This is a genomic window from Flavobacterium salmonis, assembly GCF_903819435.1.
Taxonomy (GTDB): Bacteria; Bacteroidota; Bacteroidia; order Flavobacteriales; family Flavobacteriaceae; genus Flavobacterium; species Flavobacterium chungangense.
The window spans coordinates 43,815-64,066 of record NZ_CAIJDP010000087.1 but is presented as its reverse complement, the minus strand read 5'-3'; the positions used below and the strand labels follow the sequence as shown (position 1 = coordinate 64,066).

The window sequence follows — 20,252 nt, the reverse complement described above, 5'->3', positions numbered from 1 at the left end:
ATAAAATATATATTTGGATGCTATTATGCAAAAAAAAGCGGATCATTTGTAGATCCGTTTTCGTAATAATAACTTCTAATGTTTTAGTTCCTAAACGGAGATCTAAATGCTTTTAAAAAAAGACAAAATAATAAATAGTTATTGTATTTTTACATCATCAAAGTTTTTGAGTTTAGAATTGCGGTCAATAAAATTATATGAACTCTATAAATAAAGGGTTTTTTATTTTTAAAATTGACATTTTTTAAAAATAAAAAAGGCTGTCCGAAAAGTCGAAGCTAGCCTCTGAGAATTGCATAAATGAAATTCGTCTCCAACAGGAGTCCAAATATTTTAGTATAAAAAAGAGGCTGTCCATACTTTTCGGACAGCCTCTTAATCTTATAAAATATTTAAACCTATTTAATCAAATCAAAACTTCTTTTTACAAAAGCTGTAAGCTCTTCTCCTTTTAATAAGTTTTGAGATAATTTGGCAAGATCCAAAGCTTGTTTAACTAAGTTTTCCTGGGTTGACTTATCTTCAGTATTTAAAATGTTCGAAGCTAAATCAGAGTTAGTATTTACCACTAAATTGTACATTTCCGGCATATTGCCCATTCCGAACATTCCGCCGCCACCCGACTGGCTCATTTCTTTCATTCTACGCATAAATTCTGGCTGCGTGATAATAAATGGGGCAGCCTGACTGTCCATAGCTTCTAACTGCACAGAATATGCTTTTGGGATGTAAGCTTCCAACGAAATTTTTAAATTCTCTTTTTCTTCGTCAGATAGTTTAGAAATTGTGTTTTCATCTTTTTTAATTAAATTATCAATATGGTCAGAATCTACACGAACAAATGTTAAACCACTATTGTCTCCTTCAATTTTTTGAATTAAATGTGAAATAATTGGAGAATCCAAAAGTAATACTTCATAACCTTTGTCTTTTGCTGTTTCAATATAAGAGTGTTGTGCATCCTTATTTCCTGCATATAAAACAACAAGTTTTCCTTCTTTATCAGTTTGGTTTTCTTTTAGTTTCTCTTTTAATTCTTCAAGAGTAAAATAAGTATCATCAACAGTCGGGTATAATACAAATGCCCCTGCCTTTTCGTAGAACTTATCTTCAGAAAGCATTCCGTACTCTAAAACAATTTTAATATCATTCCATTTTGCTTCAAAATCTGAACGATTTTCATTAAATAAGGCTTTTAATTTATCAGCAACTTTACGAGTGATATAATTTGAAATTTTCTTTACTGCACCATCAGCCTGTAAGCCAGAACGTGAAACGTTTAGTGGAATATCTGGAGAATCAATGACTCCTTTTAGCATGGTTAAAAACTCAGGTACAATTCCTTCAACGTTATCAGTAACATAAACTTGGTTTTGGTACAATTGAATTTTATCTTTCTGAATTTGCATATCAGATCCTAATTTAGGAAAGTATAAAATCCCGGTTAAGTTAAATGGATAATCTACATTTAAATGAATATTGAATAACGGCTCTTCAAACTGCATTGGATACAATTCTCTGTAGAAGTTTTTGTAATCAGCATCAGATAATTCAGAAGGTTGTTTAGTCCACGCTGGGTTCGGATTATTAATTATATTGTCAGTTTCAACTGTTTCATTTACATAATCTTCAGGGGCATCTTTAGGTTTAGGAAGTGTTTCAGTTTTTGTTCCAAATTTAATCGGAATAGGCATGAACTTGTTGTATTTATTTAATAAACCGTGGATTTTTGAATCTTCTAAAAATTCAAGGGAATCTTCTGCAATATGTAAAATAATCTCCGTACCACGTGAAGTTTTGTCAGCCGGTTCTAAAGTAAATTCAGGACTTCCGTCACATGTCCAGTGGGCTGCAGGTTCATCTTTATATGATTTTGTGATGATTTCTACTTTCTCAGCTACCATAAAAGCCGAATAAAAACCAAGACCAAAGTGTCCGATAATTCCAGAATCTTTTGCTGAATCTTTGTATTTATCCAGAAATTCTTCTGCTCCTGAAAAAGCAACCTGATTGATGTATTTTTCAACTTCAGCGGCAGTCATACCTAAACCTTGATCGATAATGTGGATTTTTTTACCTTCTTTATCCACTTTAATTTCAATAATTGGATCTCCGTATTCTACTTTAGCTTCACCAATGCTTATAAGGTGTTTTAATTTTAAAGTAGCGTCTGTTCCGTTTGAAACTAATTCACGTAAGAAAATCTCGTGATCGCTGTATAAGAATTTTTTGATTAAGGGAAAGATGTTTTCTACAGAAACATTAATTTTACCTGTTGTCATATTTTTTTATTTTTTTAGTTTAATAAGATGATTATCACTTACTCAAATAGAATACCAATTATTTTTGAGTGACAAAATGTCTTATGTGTTAATTTTGAAAGAAAATAATCTGATTTTGGAAGAGAATATAGTTTCATGAATTGTATCTTTGTTTACAATAATTATTAAATGTGTAAGTAATAACTTAAATAATTCTACAAAATGAAGAAATTTGTTTTCATTTGCATGATGTCCACGATCTTATTTGCGTGTAAATCAGCTTCATCAACTACAACTTCAACAGAAGGAACAGAAATTTCAAAAAAACTTGACAGACCGACTCAAGTAGCCATTAAAGGAAATTGGATACTTACAAATGTTTCCTATGCAGGATCAGATTATATTAAAGTTAATTCTTTTGATCTATCAGATTCAAAATGTTTCATAGGTAGTACCTGGAATTTTATTTCTAATAATAATAAAGGTACCATGACATTGAATGCTTCAAGTTGTACGGCATTTACTTCTCCAATCGTCTGGAGTATTAACAATCAGGGACTTTTTGTATTAAAAATTGTTGATCCGGGTACAAAATCAAAAAATGTCAGATCAGGATATTTACTTAAAGTAGCAGGATTAACTGATAATTCATTTCAGTTAATTGATAGTATCAATGTTGGTGGACAAACGAAAGATGTAACTTACCAATTTCAAAGAGCTAATTAATATTAAAAAGAATAAACATGAAAAAAATAACAGCATTAAGTTTAAGTAGTTTACTAGTATTAGTTAGTTTATTTGCAAGCTGCGATTCAGTAAAAAATGCTAATAATACTCAAAAGGGTGCCGGAATTGGTGCAGTTGCCGGAGGAGTGATTGGAGCGGTATTAGGAAATAATTTAGGTAAAGGCGGAAACGCTGCCTTGGGAGCTGCAATTGGAGCTGCTGTAGGAGGTGGAACCGGAGCCCTTATTGGAAACAAAATGGACAAACAAGCACGTGAAATCGATCAGGCTTTGCCAGGTGCAGAAGTAGAAAGAGTTGGTGAAGGAATTCACTTAACACTTAATGAAAATGCTGTTCGTTTTGATACAAACAAATCAACATTAACTTCTCAGGCTAAAGCAAATTTAGATAAATTAGTTCCTGTTTTTAATGATTATGGAGATACTAATATCGAGATTTTTGGATATACTGATAACACAGGCAAACCCGAATATAATTTAACGCTTTCGGGACAAAGAGCTGCATCTGTACAAGCATATTTGGTTTCAAAAGGGTTGAAATCCAGTAGATTTAAAACGTCAGGTTTAGGAATTGCTGACCCTATTGCCAGTAATGATACTGCTGAAGGAAGATCTCAAAACCGCCGTGTTGAATTTGCTATTACTGCAAATGACAAAATGGTAAATGATGCTAAAGCACAAGCTGGAAAATAATTAAATTACAATAAAATTTATTAAAAGCTGTTTCTTATTTGAAGCAGCTTTTTTTTGCCTTTCGAAATTAAACATTGTAAATTTGAACTTTCAATTAGAACACATGCTTGACATTCAAAATATATCATTTTCGTATACCGAAAAACCGGTTATAAAAAATATTTCTTTTACTATTAATAAAGGTGAAAACATAGCCATTATTGGCGAAAGCGGCTGTGGAAAAAGTACACTTCTTAAACTGATGTACGGTTTGTTTGATTTAGATGAAGGCCAGATTTTTTATGAGCAAAAACCTGTTTTGGGACCAAAATATAATTTGATTCCCGGAATGCCTTATATGAAATATTTGGCACAGGACTTTGATCTGTCACCTTATGAAACAGTTGCTGAAAATGTTGGAAAGTTTCTTTCGAATGGTTTTGCTAATATGAAAAAACTTCGTGTTCAGGAGCTATTGGAGATGGTTGAAATGGAGCAATTTTCTAATGTGAAAGCTAAATTTTTAAGTGGTGGGCAACAACAGAGAGTTGCTTTGGTACGTGTCCTGGCTTTAGAACCAGAAGTTATTTTGCTTGATGAACCTTTTAGTCAGATTGATGCTTTTCGTAAAAATGCTTTACGCCGGAATTTATTCAGATATTTAAAACAGAAAAAAATAACCTGTATTATTGCTACTCATGATAGCACAGATGCACTGTCTTTTGCAGATGCAGCGATTGTAATGCGTAATGGAGAGATTGTCACAAAGGGAAATCCAACTGAAATTTATACAAATCCATCTTCGAAATATATTGCTTCTCTTTTTGGAGAAGTAAATGAAATTCCTACTCATTTATTGCAGCTTTCTGAAGATGAAAATGGAAAATTATTGGTGTATCCGCATCAATTAATTATGGTGGAACACTCTGATTTAGAAGTTAAAATTAGAAGGACTTATTTCAGAGGAAATCACTATTTAATTGAAACTGTTTACAAAAGACAATTGATATTTTTTGAAAATGAATTTGATTTGCCTTTAGAAATTACAATTTTTTTAGGGCTCAATTCTTAACGGAATAATACATCGTGAATATCTTCTGTTTTGTCAAAAACGCTTTTTGCAAAAGGGCATAGCGGAATAATTTTCAAATTATTTGTTCTGGCATATTCTACTGTTGCCATGACTAATTTTTTACCAACACCTTTTCCGTTAAATTCCTCATTTACTTCAGTATGGTCAATGATCAATTTTGCATCACCAGCCCAGGTATAGGTCATTTTTCCGGCTTGTTTTCCGTCTTCGATAGCTTCAAAATAACCTTTTCTTGTGTCGTTTATTTGTTGAATTTCCATGGTATAATTATATTAATGTCGTTTTAATTTCGATTGTGTTTGTTAGCGTTTTATGAATCGGGCAGCTGTTTGCAATTGTTTCTAATCTTTGTTTTTGTGCTTCGTCAACTTCGCCAGTTACTTCAATTTTTCTGATAAACGAAGTTACATTTCGTTCTGAATCTCTTTCAAAATCAATTTTGATATTTATTTCTGAAACATTCCATTGTTTGCGGTTGATGTACATTCGTAAAGTAATCAAAGTGCAGGAAGCCAGTGATGAAGCCAAAAGTTCAGTTGGATTTAAACCTAAATTTTTACCTCCTAATTGTTGTGGCTCGTCAGAAATTAAAATATTTCCACTTGCAGAAATGATTTCTGTGCGGTACAAACGTGTGTCTATTTTTGCTGATACTGTATCCATAATTATTTAATTCTTGGTTCGGGTAATGGTACAAATTCGGTTTCGCCCGGAACTTTTGGGAAAGTTTGTGCTGTCCAGTCTTGTTTGGCTTTTTCTATAAGATTTTTATCTGATGAAACAAAATTCCAAAAGATGAAATGTTCTTCCGGGAAAGTTTGTCCTCCAAAAATGTAAACAGTTGAATGAGCTTCAATTTCAAACTCACAAAGTGTACTGTTGTTTGTAATTAAAATTTGTTTTGGATCGTAAACGTGTTCGCCGCTTTTAATGCTTCCTTCTAAAATATATAAACCGCTTTCACCAAATAAATCTTTTCCAATATTGATTTTTTTAGCTTCTTTGCTTTTAATTTCAATAAAATACAACGGACTGTAAACAGGAACCGGAGATTTTTTCCCGAAAGCTTCTCCTGCAATCAGTTTATATGAAACCCCATTTTCTTCCCAAGACGGAATATCCTGTGCTTCAACATGCGTAAAATTCGGATCCATTTGTTCTAATTCTTTCGGAAGCGCCACCCAAATCTGCAATCCGTGAAGCATTTTGTCAGAATGTCTTAAATATTCAGGAGTTCTTTCAGAATGTACGATTCCTTTTCCTGCGGTCATCCAATTAACCGCTCCTGGTTTTATTTCTAATTCTGTTCCCAAACTGTCGCGGTGCATAATACTTCCTTCAAACAAAAAAGTAAGTGTAGAAAGCCCAATATGCGGATGTGGCGGAACATCCATATTTTGATATTGATTTAAATATGCAGGCCCCATATGATCGATAAATACAAATGGTCCAACAGCTCTTTTTTCATGGAAAGGCAATAGTCTGCCTACCATAAAATTGCCGATGTTAGCAGCGCGTTCTTCGATAATTAAACTGATATTTGACATGGTTATTTTATTTGAAAACAAAATTACAGCGAGGATGTGAGTCTGTAACTTAATTTAGATTAAGAAAAAGTTGTTTTGGATTTACATTATAAAAGTAAGAAATAAAAAAGAAGCACAAGTTTTAATTAATCAATTCAAATTCCAAAGCTTCGCTCTCGGTTCCATTAATGATAATCGATAATTGATGAACTCCGGTATGAAAAACACGAGTTGTTATTAACTTAAATGACTGGTTTCTTTCAATCTTTGTGAGCTGGTTTGGAGGGTAAATTTTCTCGCTGATTTTGAACACTTTTTGTGCCAGATGACCTTTTGCCTTTTTATAATGAATAGCATATTCTAAACGAATTGTTTTTGGTTCTTCATTTTTGTTGTTTAAGTAAAAACAAAACTGCAGATAATATCCAATTTTTACAATAGGTGTTTTGATTACAAAAGAAGAAAGTTCAATGTTCGTACTTTCTAAACCATAATGACTTAAAATTTTAGGATGTCCTTGTTTCAATAAAGTTCGGGAGCCGTGTTTTATGATTCCATCAGTTTCTCTACTATGATTTTTCCATCTTGAAGCGATTTCAAGTAGAATTCCCGGATTATCTTTTGCAATATCATTGAGATTGTTTGCAACGCTTCTGCGAACGTACTCTGAAGGGTCATTTTTAAGATTTTCTAAAATCGGAAGAATAGAAGAAGGATCTTTTTTCAAAAACGGAATCGCCATTGCCCATGGTAATCTTGGTCGTGAACCTTCACTCGCTAATCGGCGGACATGATGATTTTCATGTAAAGACCATTTAGTCATTTCATCAATCATTTTTTCTTTATACTTTAAAATAAAAGGGCGAACGGCAAACTCGCAGCTTATAAATTGTGTTATTGAAACAAAGGCTTTCATCGAAGTTTCAAAATCCTTTAAACCATATATTTCGATATAATCGGCAAAAAAGATAAAAGCCAGATTGCTGTCTGAAAAATTATTTTTCTTAAGGTTTTCGATTATTTTTTCAATTAAAGAAACAGCTTGAGAAAAATTTTCAGGCATAAACTGATGCAAAACCACTGTAGTATGTTTCATTCGGTCTTTCCATTCTTTCTCAAAAAAATTACCTTCATAAATTGTCTCAATAAATTTTTGTTTATTGAATGATGGATGTACTTCGGCGACTGCCTGACTAAATTTTTTGTAAAAAGAAACGGAGTATATATCCTTAATTAATCCCATAAATTTTGATTGAATGAGTTTCAAAGATATTTAATGTTCTTTGAATTCACAGAGTGTTTAGAAATTAAGTTCCAGCTTTATTTTTGTATCTTACTTGTTAATTTACAATTTTTAAAATTAAACCGAAACTTTTAAATCCATAAAATATATCCTAATTTAGCAGTTCATAAAATTTATAAAGATGATCAGCGAAGTACAATTTCATGCCGAATTACAACTAATGATTGCCAACGCTATACGAGAAGATGTTGGTACAGGAGATTACAGTTCGCTTGCCTGTATTCCTCATATTGCGCATGGACAAGCTAAATTATTAGTGAAAGACCAGGGAATTATTGCTGGCGTTGCATTAGCTAAAATGATTTTTGAATATGTTGATCCAAAATTAAATATAAAGACTTTTATTGAAGATGGAACCCATGTCGAATATGGTGAAGTTGTTTTTGAAGTTTCAGGTAGCTCACAATCTATTTTAAAATCTGAAAGAGTGGTTTTAAATACAATGCAGCGAATGTCTGCCATTGCAACAAAAACCAATGAATATGTAAAGCTTTTGGAGGGAACGGGGGCTAAAATATTAGATACCCGTAAAACAACACCCAATTTCAGAATTGCTGAAAAATGGGCTGTAAAAATAGGAGGAGGAGAAAATCATCGCTACGCATTGTATGATATGGTGATGCTGAAAGACAATCATATTGATTTTGCCGGCGGAATTACGCTTGCAATAAGTAAAACCAAAGAATATCTGAAATCCAATAATTTAAATTTAAAAATTATTGTTGAAGCAAGAAATTTAGATGAGATTCGTGAGATTTTACTAAGTGATGGAGTTCATAGAATCCTAATTGATAATTTTAATTACGAAGATACAAAAACGGCTGTGGCATTGATTGGCAATAAATGCAAAACAGAGTCTTCTGGAAATATAAGCGAAAAAACGATTCGCGAATATGGACTTTGTGGTGTAAATTATATTTCATCTGGAGCCTTAACGCATTCAATTTATAATATGGATTTGAGTTTAAAAGCGTTTTAAAAGAAGTAATGTGTTACAAGTTAGATGACCAAAATATTCTAAAATAGAAACTCTAAAATCTAAAATCATTTATATGTCGCAAGAGATAGGAAATCGGCTTGAAAAAGTACCAGTCGTACGTTTATTAGTTCGGTTTTTAAAGAACATAAAATTGCCGTGGCTAGAAGGTTTTTCATTATATGATTTGCTGGAAATGTATATTTTTGGTATACTTGAAGGCGCTTTTTCATATCATGCGAGTGCGGTATCTTTTAGCTTTTTCATGGCTTTATTTCCTTTTGCATTGTTTATTTTAAATTTAATTCCGTTTATTCCTATAGATAATTTTCAACAGGATTTTTTGCTTTTTGTCCAGCAGAGTGTACCACCCAATACTTACGATGCCATCAGTAAAATTATCAGTGACATATTAAATAATAGTCATTCAGGGTTGCTTTCTTCAGGGTTTTTACTTTCTATTGTTTTAATGGCAAATGGTATTAACGGAATTTTGAGTGGTTTTGAATCTTCAAAACATGTTTTTGATAAAAGAGGTTTTTTTCATCAATATTTAGTAGCGTTGGCAATTTCACTTGTAATGACTGTCATACTATTTGTAACGGTGGCTACTATAGTTGTTTTTGAGGTTTTTATCCAGAAAACAATAATTCAGGATGTATTGAGTGATCGTATTCCTTTAATTATTTTAGGGCGTTACCTGTTTGTTATTTTGATGATTTTGATAACGTCTTCAATATTATTGCGTTATGGTACAAAACAATATAATAAAGTACCTTTTATCAGCATTGGATCTGTTTTTACGACGGTATTAATTGTTATATCTTCGTTCTTTTTTGGGATTTGGGTTATAAAATTTTCAAAATACAACGAACTTTATGGTTCTATTGGGACATTATTAATTCTAATGTTTTACATTTGGATAAACTGTATGATACTGCTTTTAGGTTTTGAACTTAATGCGACTATCAGGAAATTGAGACAAAAAACAAATAGATTATGAAAAAATGGATTTTAACTTTTAGTGTTTTTTTTCTAACATTAAGCACTATTCAGGCGCAAAGTGTTGTTGGGAAATGGAAAACGATTGATGATGAAACTGGTGAAGTAAAATCAATAGTAGAAATTTACGAAAAATCAGGAAAAATCTATGGTAAAGTTGCAGAAATACTGCGTGCTAATCATAAAAAAGATGTATGTACAAAATGTGATGGTGCAGAAAAAAACAAACCAATTTTAGGGATGGTAATCATCAACGGACTTAAAAAAGACGGGGCTGAGTATAATGGAGGGACAATCCTGGATCCAACAAATGGAAAAAAATACAAATGTTATATTGAATTAGAGTCGGCTGATAAATTAAAACTTCGAGGTTATGTCGGAATTTCTATTGTGGGAAGAACACAATATTGGACAAGGGTAAAAAAATAATTTTTTAGATAAAATGCGAAAATTAGCATCATTAATTTTATTCCTTATAATCCTGTCAAATAGTTTTGGGCAATCTAAGGATTCTGCATTACAAATAAGTCATCTTACAGGTGACTTTTATGTTTATAAAACTTTTCATGATTATAAAGGGGTATTAATTTCTGCCAATGCAATGTATCTTGTTACACAAAAAGGCGTTATTTTGTTCGATGCACCTTGGGATCAAACACAGTTTCAGCCTTTGCTGGACATCATAAAAGCAAAACATAATAAAGAAGTTATTATGTGTTTTGCTACACATTCTCATGATGACAGATCAGGAGGTTTAGGTTTTTACAGAAAAAAAGGAATTAAAACATATACTATAAAACTAACGGATCAAATTCTTAAAAAGGAAAGCAAAAAAAGAGCTGAATTTATAATTCCAAATGATACCATGTTTACTGTTGGGGATCATACTTTTCAGGTTTATTATCCTGGAAAAGGACATGCTCCAGACAATATTGTAGTTTGGTTTGATAAAGAAAAACTGCTTTATGGAGGATGTTTTGTAAAAAGCGCAGCAGCAAAAGATTTGGGTTATTTAGGAGATGCTGATGTTAAAGAATGGGAGAAATCAATCAAAAGGGTACAAACTAAATTTAAGAATCCCATCTATATTATTACAGGTCATGAAGATTGGGCAGATATAGAATCACTAAGGCATACTTTGAAGATGGTGCAAAAATACAATACTGTACAAACTTCGGGTAAAAAATAATTCACCAATTTTAAAATAATTACATGTTTTTTGTAGAAGTTGTTTTGCCTCTTTCTTTAACCAAAACCTTGACCTATCGTGTTTCTGAGGCTGAATTCTATTTTATTAAAAAAGGAATGCGCGTTGCAGTACCTATTAAAAGCAAAATCTATACGGCGCTTGTTTTAGATGTTCATGAAAATGCTCCGACTTTATATGAAGCAAAAGAAATTCATCAGATATTAGATGAAAAACCTATTGCAACAGAAACTCAGATTAAACATTGGCTTTGGATTGCTAATTATTATATGTGCGGTATTGGTGATGTTTATCGTGGAGCGTTTCCCAGCGGATTGCTACTGGAAAGTGAAACCATTATTTCGCATAAAATAGATGCAATTGTGAATCAAAATGAACTCACAGATGAAGAATTTTTGATTTATGAAGCCTTGCAGCAACAGAGTTCTTTAAAGGTTCAGGAAATTATTTCGATTTTAAACAAAAAGAATATTTTTCCGATTCTTCAAAAGTTAATGGCTAAAGATATTATTGTTTTAGAAGAAGAAATAAAAGAAAATTACAAGCCAAAATTGATTCGATACGTAAAACTACACTCCAAATACGAATCAGATAGCGGTTTAAATGAATTATTAGAAGTATTGAAAAACGCCAATAAGCAGAGAGAAATTGTTTTGGCTTATTTTCAAATTACAGCTTCAGAAAAAAAACCGATTACGGTTAAGAAATTGGTTGAAGCTTCAAATTCGACTTCGGCAGTTGTAAAAGCATTAATTGAAAAAGAAATTTTTGAAGAATATTATCTTCAGCATGATCGTGTTACTTTTGAAGGAAGAGCTTCGGAGAAAAAATTGTTTTTAAGTGCTGCGCAGGAAATTGCTTTCGCAGAAATTAAAAATATTTTTTTAGAAAAAGAAGTTTGTCTGCTTCATGGCGTTACATCCAGTGGTAAAACGGAGATATATATAAAGTTAATTGAAGAATATTTAAAAACGGGGAGACAAGTTTTATATTTATTACCTGAAATTGCGCTTACAACACAGTTGGTTTCTCGTTTGCGTCTCTATTTTGGAGATAAAGTAGCGGTTTTTCATTCTAAATACAGTAACAATGAGAGAGTAGAAGTTTGGAAACAAACACTTGAAAATTCAGATAAAGCACAAATTGTAATAGGGGCAAGGTCGGCTTTGTTTTTGCCTTTTAATAATCTCGGTTTGTTGATTGTTGATGAAGAACATGAACAGACTTTTAAGCAAACAGATCCGGCACCGAGATATCACGCGCGGGATTCTGCAATTGTTTTAGCTAATTTGCATAGTGCCAAAGTGCTTTTAGGATCTGCAACTCCAAGTATTGAGACTTATTTTAATACTCAAATTGAAAAATTCGGTTTAGTTACCATTACGGAACGTTATAATAATGTCAGAATGCCGGAAGTTCTTTTGGTGGATTTAAAAGACAAGCATTTCAGGAAAAGAATGACGGGTCATTTTAGTGATCTTTTAATTGAGGAAATTGCAGAAGCTTTGTCTTTGGGAGAACAGGTGATTTTGTTTCAAAACAGAAGAGGGTATTCTCCTATAATTGAGTGTTTGACTTGTGGTCATGTTCCGCATTGTCAACAATGCGATGTGAGTTTGACTTTTCATAAACATAAAAATCAATTAAGATGTCATTATTGCGGGTACTCTATTGCAAAACCAACACACTGTCATAGTTGTTCGAGTATTGATTTGACTACAAAAGGTTTTGGTACAGAACAAATCGAGCAGGAATTGGTTTCTCTTTTTCCGAAAGCCAAAACAGGAAGGATGGACCAGGATACAACTCGTGGGAAATTTGGTTTTGAAAAAATCATAGATACTTTTAAAAATAGACAAATAGATATTTTAGTCGGTACGCAAATGCTGGCTAAAGGATTGGATTTTGATAATGTTAGTCTGGTCGGAATTATGAATGCTGATAATATGTTACATCATCCTGATTTCAGGGCTTTTGAACGCAGTTTTCAGATGATGACACAGGTTGCAGGAAGAGCAGGAAGATCTGAAAAACAAGGAAAAGTTGTGATTCAAACCTATAATCCAAACCATAATACAATACAGCAGGTTACAAACAACAACTATTTAGGTATGTATAAGGAGCAATTATATGATCGTCAGATTTATAAGTATCCTCCTTATTTTAGAATTATAAAATTAACTTTAAAGCATCGTGATTTTGATAAATTGAAAGAAGGATCGATGTGGATGTATAAGGTTTTGAGCCAAAATTTAAATATGCCGGTTTTAGGGCCTGAAGAGCCTGCAATTAACAGAATCAGAAATGAGTTTATTAGAACGATTTTAATTAAGATTCCACAAAATTTGCCATTAGCGGGTACAAAAAAAACTATCCAGAAAATGTTGAATAGTTTTGAAGCAGTACCTCAGTACAGGACTATAAAGTTGGCTGTAAATGTCGACTTTTATTAAATTTGTTTATGTTGATAATGCTCTGACTAAATCTTCCTTTTTGTTTCGGCTAAGGGGAATTTTAGTAATACCAATTTCTGCAAATTTGCTATTAAAGCGTTCGACTTTATCAATATTAATAATGTAAGATTTGTGAACACGAATAAATTTTTCTTTTGATAAATCATTTTCAAATGATTTCATTGTTGAAAGTACTAAATTACTGTCGTCCTCAGTGACAACTCTTACGTAATCTCCAAAAGCTTCAATCCATTTGATTTTTGCTGTAAAAATTTTTAGTTTTTTTAAGTTGCTTTTGATGAAAATATGTTCTCCTTCTTCTTCCTTGACTTCTTTTTTAAGTATATGCATGTCAATTGCTCTTTTTACAGAAGCATTAAAACGATCAACGGCTATAGGTTTCTGAAGGTAGTCTGTGGCATCATAATCAAAAGCTTTTAAAGCATATTCAGCCTTAGAAGTAATAAATATAATTTGTGGTTTAGATTTTAAACCATCAAGAAAATCAAATCCGTTAATAACAGGCATTTCAATATCTAAAAATATTAAATCGATATTATTTAAAGAGATACAACTTTTAGCTTCGATTGCATTTGAAAAGTCTCCGACCAGGTGTAAACCAGGATGATTATTGGCTAATTTTGCAATAATTGCCCTCTGTATAGAACTATCATCTACAACAACACAGTTTAGTTTCATAAGAGTTTAAATTTAATGTATTCAGGATTTCAATAGTAAATGTATTGTTTTTTTGGAAAAAAAACTAAGATGGAAGCCTATTTTTTGCATTTCAACGAATAAAAGAAAAAAAATGTTGGTTATTAAAATATAATGGTTACTTTTGCACCCAATTTTAACAAATAAATATTGTATTTATGAATCATTATGAAACTGTTTTCATTTTAAATCCCGTTTTATCTGAAGTTCAGGTAAAGGAAACAGTAACGAAATTTGAAGAATTTCTTACTAGTAGAGGAGCTGAAATGGTATCGAAAGAGGATTGGGGTCTGAAAAAAATGGCTTACGAAATCCAAAACAAAAAAAGTGGTTTTTATCACTTATTCGAATTCAAAGTAGCTGGAGAAGTTCTAATTGCTTTTGAAACTGAATTCAGACGTGACGAAAGAGTTATGCGTTTCCTTACTGTAAGTTTGGATAAACATGCTATTTCTTGGGCTGAAAGAAGAAGAGCTAAACTTAAATCTACAAAAGCTTAATTATCATGGCAACATTACAACAATCTGCTTCAGGAAAAAAAGACGGAGATATCAGATATCTAACGCCTTTAAACATAGAAACGAACAAAACTAAAAAGTATTGTCGTTTCAAAAAATCAGGAATTAAATATATCGATTATAAAGATGCTGATTTTTTATTGAAATTCGTTAATGAGCAAGGTAAAATTCTTCCTCGTCGTTTAACAGGAACTTCATTAAAATACCAAAGAAAAGTGTCTGTGGCTGTAAAAAGAGCTCGTCACTTAGCTTTAATGCCATACGTGGCCGATTTATTAAAATAGTATTAAAAACAAAGTTGTTGGTTTCCACTCAAAAAGGAACCTAACTTCTAACTTATAAGGACAACAACATGGAAATTATTTTAAAACAAGACGTTCAAAACGTAGGATTTAAAGATGATGTAGTATCTGTAAAGCCAGGCTATGGTCGTAACTTTTTGATTCCTCAAGGTTTTGCTACATTAGCAACTCCTTCTGCTAAAAAAGTTTTAGCTGAAAACCTAAAACAAAGAGCACATAAAGAAGCTAAAGTTGTTGCTGATGCTAAAGCATTAGCTGAAACATTAAAAGCTCTTGAAATTAAACTTTCTGCAAAAGCAGGTGGAGAAAAACTTTTTGGTTCTATCACAAACATCGACATTGCTGAAGCTTTAGAAAAATCAGGTAACGCTATTGATAGAAAATTTATCACAAGCGGTATTGTAAAACGTACTGGAAAATATTCTGCAAGCATCCGTTTACACAGAGATGTTATTGTTGATTTACCTTACGAAATTATTGCTGAAAAGTAATAGTTTTTAGTTAAGATAAAAAAATCCCGATGTGAGTCGGGATTTTTTTTTGTTTAAATAAAAGTAATAATAAAAGTTAAGGCTATTTGTCATTGGCATTTGCTTATAGCTTGAGATTTAAAATATTTATAATGAAATATACAAGATTAACAAAAGAACAATTTGAAGAATTACATGCGGAGTTCGCCAGCTTTTTAGCTACACAAGCTATTGATAAAGGGGAGTGGGATGAACTTAAAATGAATAAACCTGAAGTTGCTGAACAGGAGTTGGATGTTTTTTCGGATTTAATTTGGGAAGGTGTTTTGTCCAGAGCTGAATTTCTGGAACATTTTTCTAAAAATCACATATTTTTATTTCAATGTTTTGATACTTATGTTGAGTCTATTGTTTTAAAATCTTTAGTTTCTGAAACTGATTTTCTGACAAGAGAAGGTTTGCAATGGTTAAGCGATAATATGTTTACAGATGCTATTGAAATGAAAACGGGAAAGAAAGTTTTTATTGAAGATCGAAATTCATCTATTTTCGAATTGATCCAACAGGGTGCTTTTTTAAGTGATGGGCAATTGTTTACTCAAATTAATACTATTATTAAGGGATAATTGAGTAAAAGTTCTTTTTAAAAGGCAAAACCAAATTACAGCAGTGATGAAAAAAGCGTAGAAACTACATTAGAAAATGGAGCTGAAATTCCAAACATCAATTTTGAACTGAGTAATTATGATGATTTGGTTGTAAAGAAAAAAGGTGTTGAAAAAGTAGATGTAAAACCAATTTATTTTGATTATGACAAATACGATATCACGCCTTTGGCTATCGAAGAATTGACAAAAGTGGTTTTTATCATGCAAAAATTCCCAAACATCCGTATTAAAATTGAATCTCATACGGACTCACGCGGAAAAGATGCTTACAATTTAAAGCTTTCTGATAACAGGGCAAAATCGACACGTGATTATATTATTTCACAAAGTATTGACGCTTCACGAATCGAAAGTGCCATTGGTTACGGAGAAAGCCCATTAATTAATAAATGTAAAAATGGTGTAAAATGTACAGAAGAAGAACATTTATTAAACAGACGTTCGGATTTCATTATTATTCAAAAATAAATTTGGTTGTTTATTAGGTTGTTGATTATCACTTTTAAAAGTGTAGAACGTAAAAACCATTTGGAAGTTGGTTTTGTTTGATTCTTTTTTAAGAATAATGGACAAGAAGAAAATCAAGTTGCATGATTTTGCAACTTGATTTTTGACTTTTAAAACTTTTGGATTTTAATATTTTACAACAAAAAATAATCCTAATTTTGATATTCGGTTTTTAGAAATTATAATCAGCATTATTTTTAATATTTTATGAGTATTCAAGACACAATTCAGACATTACGAAACGAACTTAATCAACACAATTACAATTATTATGTACTTGATGACGCTACAATTTCTGATTATGATTTTGATCTCAAATTAAAAGAACTTCAGGATTTAGAAAACAAACATCCTGAATTTTTTGACGAGCATTCTCCAACACAAAGGGTTGGTGGAACAGTTACCAAAAACTTTAAAACCATAGCACATCAGTTCAGAATGTATTCTCTGGATAATTCTTATTCGAAAGAAGACTTGTTAGATTGGGAAACCCGAATTCAGAGAGTTTTGGGAAATGTTGATTTACAATATACATGTGAACTAAAATATGACGGAGCTTCAATAAGCATTACATACGAAAACGGAAAACTGGTTCAGGCTTTAACACGAGGAGACGGTTTTCAGGGTGATGAGGTTACAAACAACATCAAAACCATTAAATCAATTCCGTTGAAATTAAAAGGAAATTATCCTGATAGATTCGATATTCGTGGCGAAATCATTTTACCATTAAAAGGTTTCGAAAAAATGAATCAGGACTTAATTGAAATTGGAGAAACACCATATTCAAATCCAAGAAATACAGCTTCTGGAAGTTTAAAACTACAGGACAGTGCTGAGGTTGCCAAACGTCCTTTAGAATGTTTATTGTATTCGGTGACAAGTAATAATTTACCCTTTTCTTCGCAAATAGAAGGATTGCAATTAGCACGCGAATGGGGGTTTAAAGTGCCAAGCGAAGCAAAATTAGCCAATAACATGCAGGAAGTTTTCGACTTTATTGATTATTGGGATACTCATCGTCACAAAATGCCTTACGAAACTGATGGTGTCGTTGTAAAAGTAAACAGTTTCCGTCATCAGGAAGAGTTAGGTTACACTGCAAAATCACCTCGTTGGGCCATCGCCTACAAATTTAAAGCTGAGCAGGTTTCAACTAAATTAAAGTCAATTTCATATCAGGTTGGACGTACAGGAGCTATTACTCCGGTTGCAAATCTAGAACCTGTACAGCTCGCAGGAACAATTGTAAAAAGAGCTTCTTTGCATAATGCTGACCAAATCGAAAAATTAGACATTCGAATAAATGATACCGTTTTTGTGGAAAAAGGGGGCGAAATTATTCCAAAAATTATCGCTGTAGATTTAGAACAGCGTCCTGAAAATTCAGAAATCACAAGATATATTACACATTGCCCTGAATGTGAGACAGAATTAGTTCGGAATGAAGGTGAGGCAAATCATTATTGTCCTAATTTTTACGGTTGTCCTCCACAGATTATTGGGAGAATCCAGCATTATATTTCGAGAAAAGCAATGGATATTGAAGGGCTTGGGGGAGAAACAGTTGCCTTACTTTTCAAAAATGATTTGGTTCACAATTATGCTGATTTGTATGAATTAAAAGTAGAAGATATTTTGCATTTGGAAAGAATGGCGCAAAAATCGGCTGAAAATCTGGTAAACGGTGTTGAAAAATCCAAGGAAATTCCATTCGAAAGTGTTCTGTTTGCTCTCGGAATTCGTTTTGTTGGAGAAACTGTCGCTAAAAAATTAGCCAAGCATTATAAAAATATCGATGCATTAAGTCAGGCTTCATTAATGGATTTGATTTTAGTAGATGAAATTGGAGAACGAATTGCAAAAAGCGTAATTGAATTTTTTGAGAATGAAGAAAATCAAAAAATAATTGAACGATTAAAAAGTTATGGTGTTCAATTTGAAATTGTCCAGAAAATAAATCCAAATGCAACTGAAAAGTTCATCGGGAAAACATTTGTTGTATCAGGAGTTTTTTCACAGTTCTCAAGAGATGAATTAAAGAAAACAATAGAAGATAACGGAGGAAAAGTGGGAAGTTCTATTTCTGCAAAAACAGATTTTGTAGTAGCAGGAGATAATATGGGACCGGCAAAATTAGAAAAAGCAAATAAATTAAATATTCCAATACTATCTGAACAGGAATTTATAACGAAACTGAATGAAAGCGAGTAGACCTTCACTTATTCTTTATTTAGCTGCCTTTGTTTTTACAATTGTGTTTGATATTCTTCAATACGATTATCTCACAATTTGTATGAAGTCAATTGTTGTGCCTTCTGTTTTTTTTTATTTCTATTCATCAAATAATTTCAGAATTAATAGAACTCAGATTTTAATTTATATTTTGTGTTTTGTTGGGGAAGTGTTTCATTTAATGAATGTAGAAATCTCCGATCAGGGTTCTATGATATGCTTTTTGTTTGTTTACTTAATGCTGATTAAAATAATTGTAATAGATTATGACAGAATAAGATTAAAAAAGAGCGATGTACTGCCAATTGCTTTAGTAATCTTACTGATTTTATATTTATTGTTTTCTGTATTGAGTTTACAGTTTGATAAAATGGATGGTTTTGACTTTTTATATGCCCTCTATGGAACTGTCTTAAGCGTTTTAGGATTCATATGTTACGCAAACTATATAACCAGAGGAAATTATGTTACTTTGCTTTTAACGTTAATGGCAACATGTTTTATAATTTCGGATATGTTCTTTATCTTCAATCGATATTTTTCTTATTCTTTAGTGTTAACATTAATCTGTGATGTGACTCAGATTCTGGCGTACTTTTTTATTTCCAAATATTTTATAAACTCGGGTAAAAAGAGAGTTAAACGATAATTGATTTTGCTTGATTGGTATGAGATTTATTTTTATCGAAATAAAAATCGATTCGCCCTAAATTTATTCCGTAGCATCCCACCTGATTTACCAGAACATCTTCGCCTGCTTTATTTTTTACAATAGTAGGTTTGTCTAAAAAGGTATGCGTATGCCCGCCAATGATTAAATCAATATCCTGTGTTAATTCTGCTAATTTCAGGTCACAGATTCTTGAAGCATCATCTTTGTATTTGTATCCTAAATGTGAAAGACAAATGATCAAATCACATTTTTCTTCTTTTTTTAGTAATTGAGTCATATCCTGAGCAATTTCTACAGGATTATGGTATACGGTTTCCTTGTACATTTTTTTTTCAACAAGCCCTTCAAGTTGTATTCCTAGTCCAAAAACACCAACCTTTATTCCGTTTTTATTAAAAATTTTATACGGTTTTACAAATCCGTTCATGACTGTGTTTTTAAAATCATAATTTGAACAGATAAATTCAAAACTGGCATGTGGCATTTGTGCATATAATCCGTCAAGACCATTGTCAAAATCATGATTCCCAATGGTAGACGCATCATATTTCATCATGCTCATCAGCTTAAATTCAAGTTCACCTCCGTAATAATTAAAATAAGGGGTTCCCTGAAAGATATCTCCGGCATCCAGTAAAAGCACATTTGGATTTTCTTTTCGAATGGTCTCAATCAATGCAGCACGTCGTGATACTCCGCCTTTATCAGGATTACGGGGATCATCAGCAGGAAAAGGATCTATGTGGCTGTGTACATCATTGGTATGTAGAACCGTTAGGTGTTTTATATCGTTTGTTTCAAAGCTGCTTAATGATAAGCCTAAACTTAATAAAGCAGTGCTTGCAGCAGTTTTTTCGATAAATTCTCTTCTTTTCATGGTGTATGTTTTTACGAAAGTGCCTGTTTTTTTAGTTTGGGTTTAA

Annotated in this window: 22 protein-coding genes; 15 read left to right on the top strand and 7 right to left on the bottom strand. The window is 32.1% G+C overall.

Annotated elements, in window-relative coordinates:
- Nucleotides 1–398: 398 nt before the first annotated feature.
- A complete protein-coding gene (gene htpG, locus FLACHUCJ7_RS21185) occupies nucleotides 399–2,282 on the bottom strand; it encodes a molecular chaperone HtpG (RefSeq protein WP_078229740.1) in 1,884 nt (627 codons plus the stop codon).
- Between the two features lie 201 nt (nucleotides 2,283–2,483).
- Here htpG and FLACHUCJ7_RS21180 point away from each other — a divergent pair, with 201 nt between their 5' ends.
- From FLACHUCJ7_RS21180 to FLACHUCJ7_RS21170, 3 genes are all read left to right on the top strand, one after another.
- A complete protein-coding gene (locus FLACHUCJ7_RS21180) occupies nucleotides 2,484–2,987 on the top strand; it encodes a lipocalin family protein (protein ID WP_180910348.1) in 504 nt (167 codons plus the stop codon).
- A 17-nt stretch (nucleotides 2,988–3,004) separates the two neighbouring features.
- Nucleotides 3,005–3,700, top strand: coding sequence for an OmpA family protein (locus FLACHUCJ7_RS21175; RefSeq protein ID WP_031457684.1), 696 nt, complete (start codon nucleotides 3,005–3,007; stop codon nucleotides 3,698–3,700).
- Nucleotides 3,701–3,803: 103 nt separating this feature from the next.
- Entirely contained in the window at nucleotides 3,804–4,751 is a 948-nt protein-coding gene (locus FLACHUCJ7_RS21170) for an ABC transporter ATP-binding protein (RefSeq protein WP_078229738.1), read from the top strand.
- Here FLACHUCJ7_RS21170 and FLACHUCJ7_RS21165 read toward each other — a convergent pair.
- From FLACHUCJ7_RS21165 to FLACHUCJ7_RS21150, 4 genes are all read right to left on the bottom strand, one after another.
- A complete protein-coding gene (locus FLACHUCJ7_RS21165) occupies nucleotides 4,748–5,032 on the bottom strand; it encodes a GNAT family N-acetyltransferase (protein ID WP_180910347.1) in 285 nt (94 codons plus the stop codon). The two genes, FLACHUCJ7_RS21170 and FLACHUCJ7_RS21165, sit on opposite strands and share 4 nt — an antisense overlap.
- Nucleotides 5,033–5,039: 7 nt before the next feature.
- Complete coding sequence (locus FLACHUCJ7_RS21160; protein WP_078229736.1) at nucleotides 5,040–5,435, bottom strand: OsmC family protein; 396 nt, start codon at nucleotides 5,433–5,435, stop codon at nucleotides 5,040–5,042.
- Nucleotides 5,436–5,437: 2 nt separating this feature from the next.
- Complete coding sequence (locus FLACHUCJ7_RS21155) at nucleotides 5,438–6,319, bottom strand: pirin family protein (protein WP_180910346.1); 882 nt, start codon at nucleotides 6,317–6,319, stop codon at nucleotides 5,438–5,440.
- Between the two features lie 121 nt (nucleotides 6,320–6,440).
- Nucleotides 6,441–7,541: a DNA alkylation repair protein gene (locus FLACHUCJ7_RS21150; RefSeq protein ID WP_180910345.1), complete on the bottom strand. Its 1,101-nt coding sequence runs from the start codon at nucleotides 7,539–7,541 to the stop codon at nucleotides 6,441–6,443.
- A gap of 181 nt (nucleotides 7,542–7,722) precedes the next feature.
- On the opposite strand from FLACHUCJ7_RS21150, the gene nadC reads away from it, so the two are divergent.
- From nadC to priA, 5 genes are all read left to right on the top strand, one after another.
- The gene (nadC, locus tag FLACHUCJ7_RS21145) at nucleotides 7,723–8,580 is read left to right on the top strand and encodes a carboxylating nicotinate-nucleotide diphosphorylase (RefSeq protein ID WP_180910344.1); all 858 of its coding nucleotides are present in this window, start codon (nucleotides 7,723–7,725) and stop codon (nucleotides 8,578–8,580) included.
- Between the two features lie 73 nt (nucleotides 8,581–8,653).
- A complete protein-coding gene (locus FLACHUCJ7_RS21140) occupies nucleotides 8,654–9,580 on the top strand; it encodes a YihY/virulence factor BrkB family protein (protein WP_180910343.1) in 927 nt (308 codons plus the stop codon).
- A complete protein-coding gene (locus FLACHUCJ7_RS21135; protein ID WP_180910342.1) occupies nucleotides 9,577–10,008 on the top strand; it encodes a DUF2147 domain-containing protein in 432 nt (143 codons plus the stop codon). The genes FLACHUCJ7_RS21140 and FLACHUCJ7_RS21135 overlap by 4 nt, the downstream gene beginning before the upstream one ends.
- A 13-nt stretch (nucleotides 10,009–10,021) precedes the next feature.
- Entirely contained in the window at nucleotides 10,022–10,768 is a 747-nt protein-coding gene (gene bla-B1-FLAV, locus FLACHUCJ7_RS21130; protein ID WP_180910341.1) for a subclass B1 metallo-beta-lactamase, read from the top strand.
- Between the two features lie 23 nt (nucleotides 10,769–10,791).
- On the top strand, nucleotides 10,792–13,239 hold the full coding sequence (gene priA, locus FLACHUCJ7_RS21125; protein ID WP_078229729.1) for a replication restart helicase PriA: 2,448 nt from the start codon (nucleotides 10,792–10,794) through the stop codon (nucleotides 13,237–13,239).
- A 6-nt stretch (nucleotides 13,240–13,245) separates the two neighbouring features.
- Here priA and FLACHUCJ7_RS21120 read toward each other — a convergent pair whose 3' ends face one another.
- Nucleotides 13,246–13,938: a LytR/AlgR family response regulator transcription factor gene (locus FLACHUCJ7_RS21120; protein WP_031457695.1), complete on the bottom strand. Its 693-nt coding sequence runs from the start codon at nucleotides 13,936–13,938 to the stop codon at nucleotides 13,246–13,248.
- Nucleotides 13,939–14,114: 176 nt separating this feature from the next.
- On the opposite strand from FLACHUCJ7_RS21120, the gene rpsF reads away from it, so the two are divergent.
- The 7 genes from rpsF to FLACHUCJ7_RS21085 all read left to right on the top strand — a co-directional run bounded on the left by rpsF (nucleotide 14,115) and on the right by FLACHUCJ7_RS21085 (nucleotide 19,305).
- Complete coding sequence (rpsF, locus tag FLACHUCJ7_RS21115) at nucleotides 14,115–14,456, top strand: 30S ribosomal protein S6 (RefSeq protein ID WP_007810575.1); 342 nt, start codon at nucleotides 14,115–14,117, stop codon at nucleotides 14,454–14,456.
- Between the two features lie 5 nt (nucleotides 14,457–14,461).
- Entirely contained in the window at nucleotides 14,462–14,758 is a 297-nt protein-coding gene (rpsR, locus tag FLACHUCJ7_RS21110; RefSeq protein WP_007138295.1) for a 30S ribosomal protein S18, read from the top strand.
- Between the two features lie 68 nt (nucleotides 14,759–14,826).
- Entirely contained in the window at nucleotides 14,827–15,267 is a 441-nt protein-coding gene (gene rplI / locus FLACHUCJ7_RS21105) for a 50S ribosomal protein L9 (protein ID WP_031457696.1), read from the top strand.
- A gap of 131 nt (nucleotides 15,268–15,398) precedes the next feature.
- Complete coding sequence (locus FLACHUCJ7_RS21100) at nucleotides 15,399–15,872, top strand: DUF6495 family protein (protein WP_078229728.1); 474 nt, start codon at nucleotides 15,399–15,401, stop codon at nucleotides 15,870–15,872.
- Between the two features lie 126 nt (nucleotides 15,873–15,998).
- Nucleotides 15,999–16,382, top strand: a complete 384-nt coding sequence (locus FLACHUCJ7_RS21095) for an OmpA family protein (RefSeq protein ID WP_317170942.1) — start codon at nucleotides 15,999–16,001, stop codon at nucleotides 16,380–16,382.
- Between the two features lie 246 nt (nucleotides 16,383–16,628).
- The gene (ligA, locus tag FLACHUCJ7_RS21090) at nucleotides 16,629–18,635 is read left to right on the top strand and encodes an NAD-dependent DNA ligase LigA (RefSeq protein WP_031454992.1); all 2,007 of its coding nucleotides are present in this window, start codon (nucleotides 16,629–16,631) and stop codon (nucleotides 18,633–18,635) included.
- The gene (locus FLACHUCJ7_RS21085; RefSeq protein WP_180910340.1) at nucleotides 18,622–19,305 is read left to right on the top strand and encodes a hypothetical protein; all 684 of its coding nucleotides are present in this window, start codon (nucleotides 18,622–18,624) and stop codon (nucleotides 19,303–19,305) included. Before ligA ends, FLACHUCJ7_RS21085 begins: the two co-directional genes overlap by 14 nt.
- Here the strand turns inward: FLACHUCJ7_RS21085 and FLACHUCJ7_RS21080 are convergent.
- Complete coding sequence (locus tag FLACHUCJ7_RS21080) at nucleotides 19,295–20,206, bottom strand: bifunctional metallophosphatase/5'-nucleotidase (protein ID WP_180910339.1); 912 nt, start codon at nucleotides 20,204–20,206, stop codon at nucleotides 19,295–19,297. The genes FLACHUCJ7_RS21085 and FLACHUCJ7_RS21080 overlap by 11 nt on opposite strands.
- Between the last annotated feature and the right edge of the window lie 46 nt (nucleotides 20,207–20,252).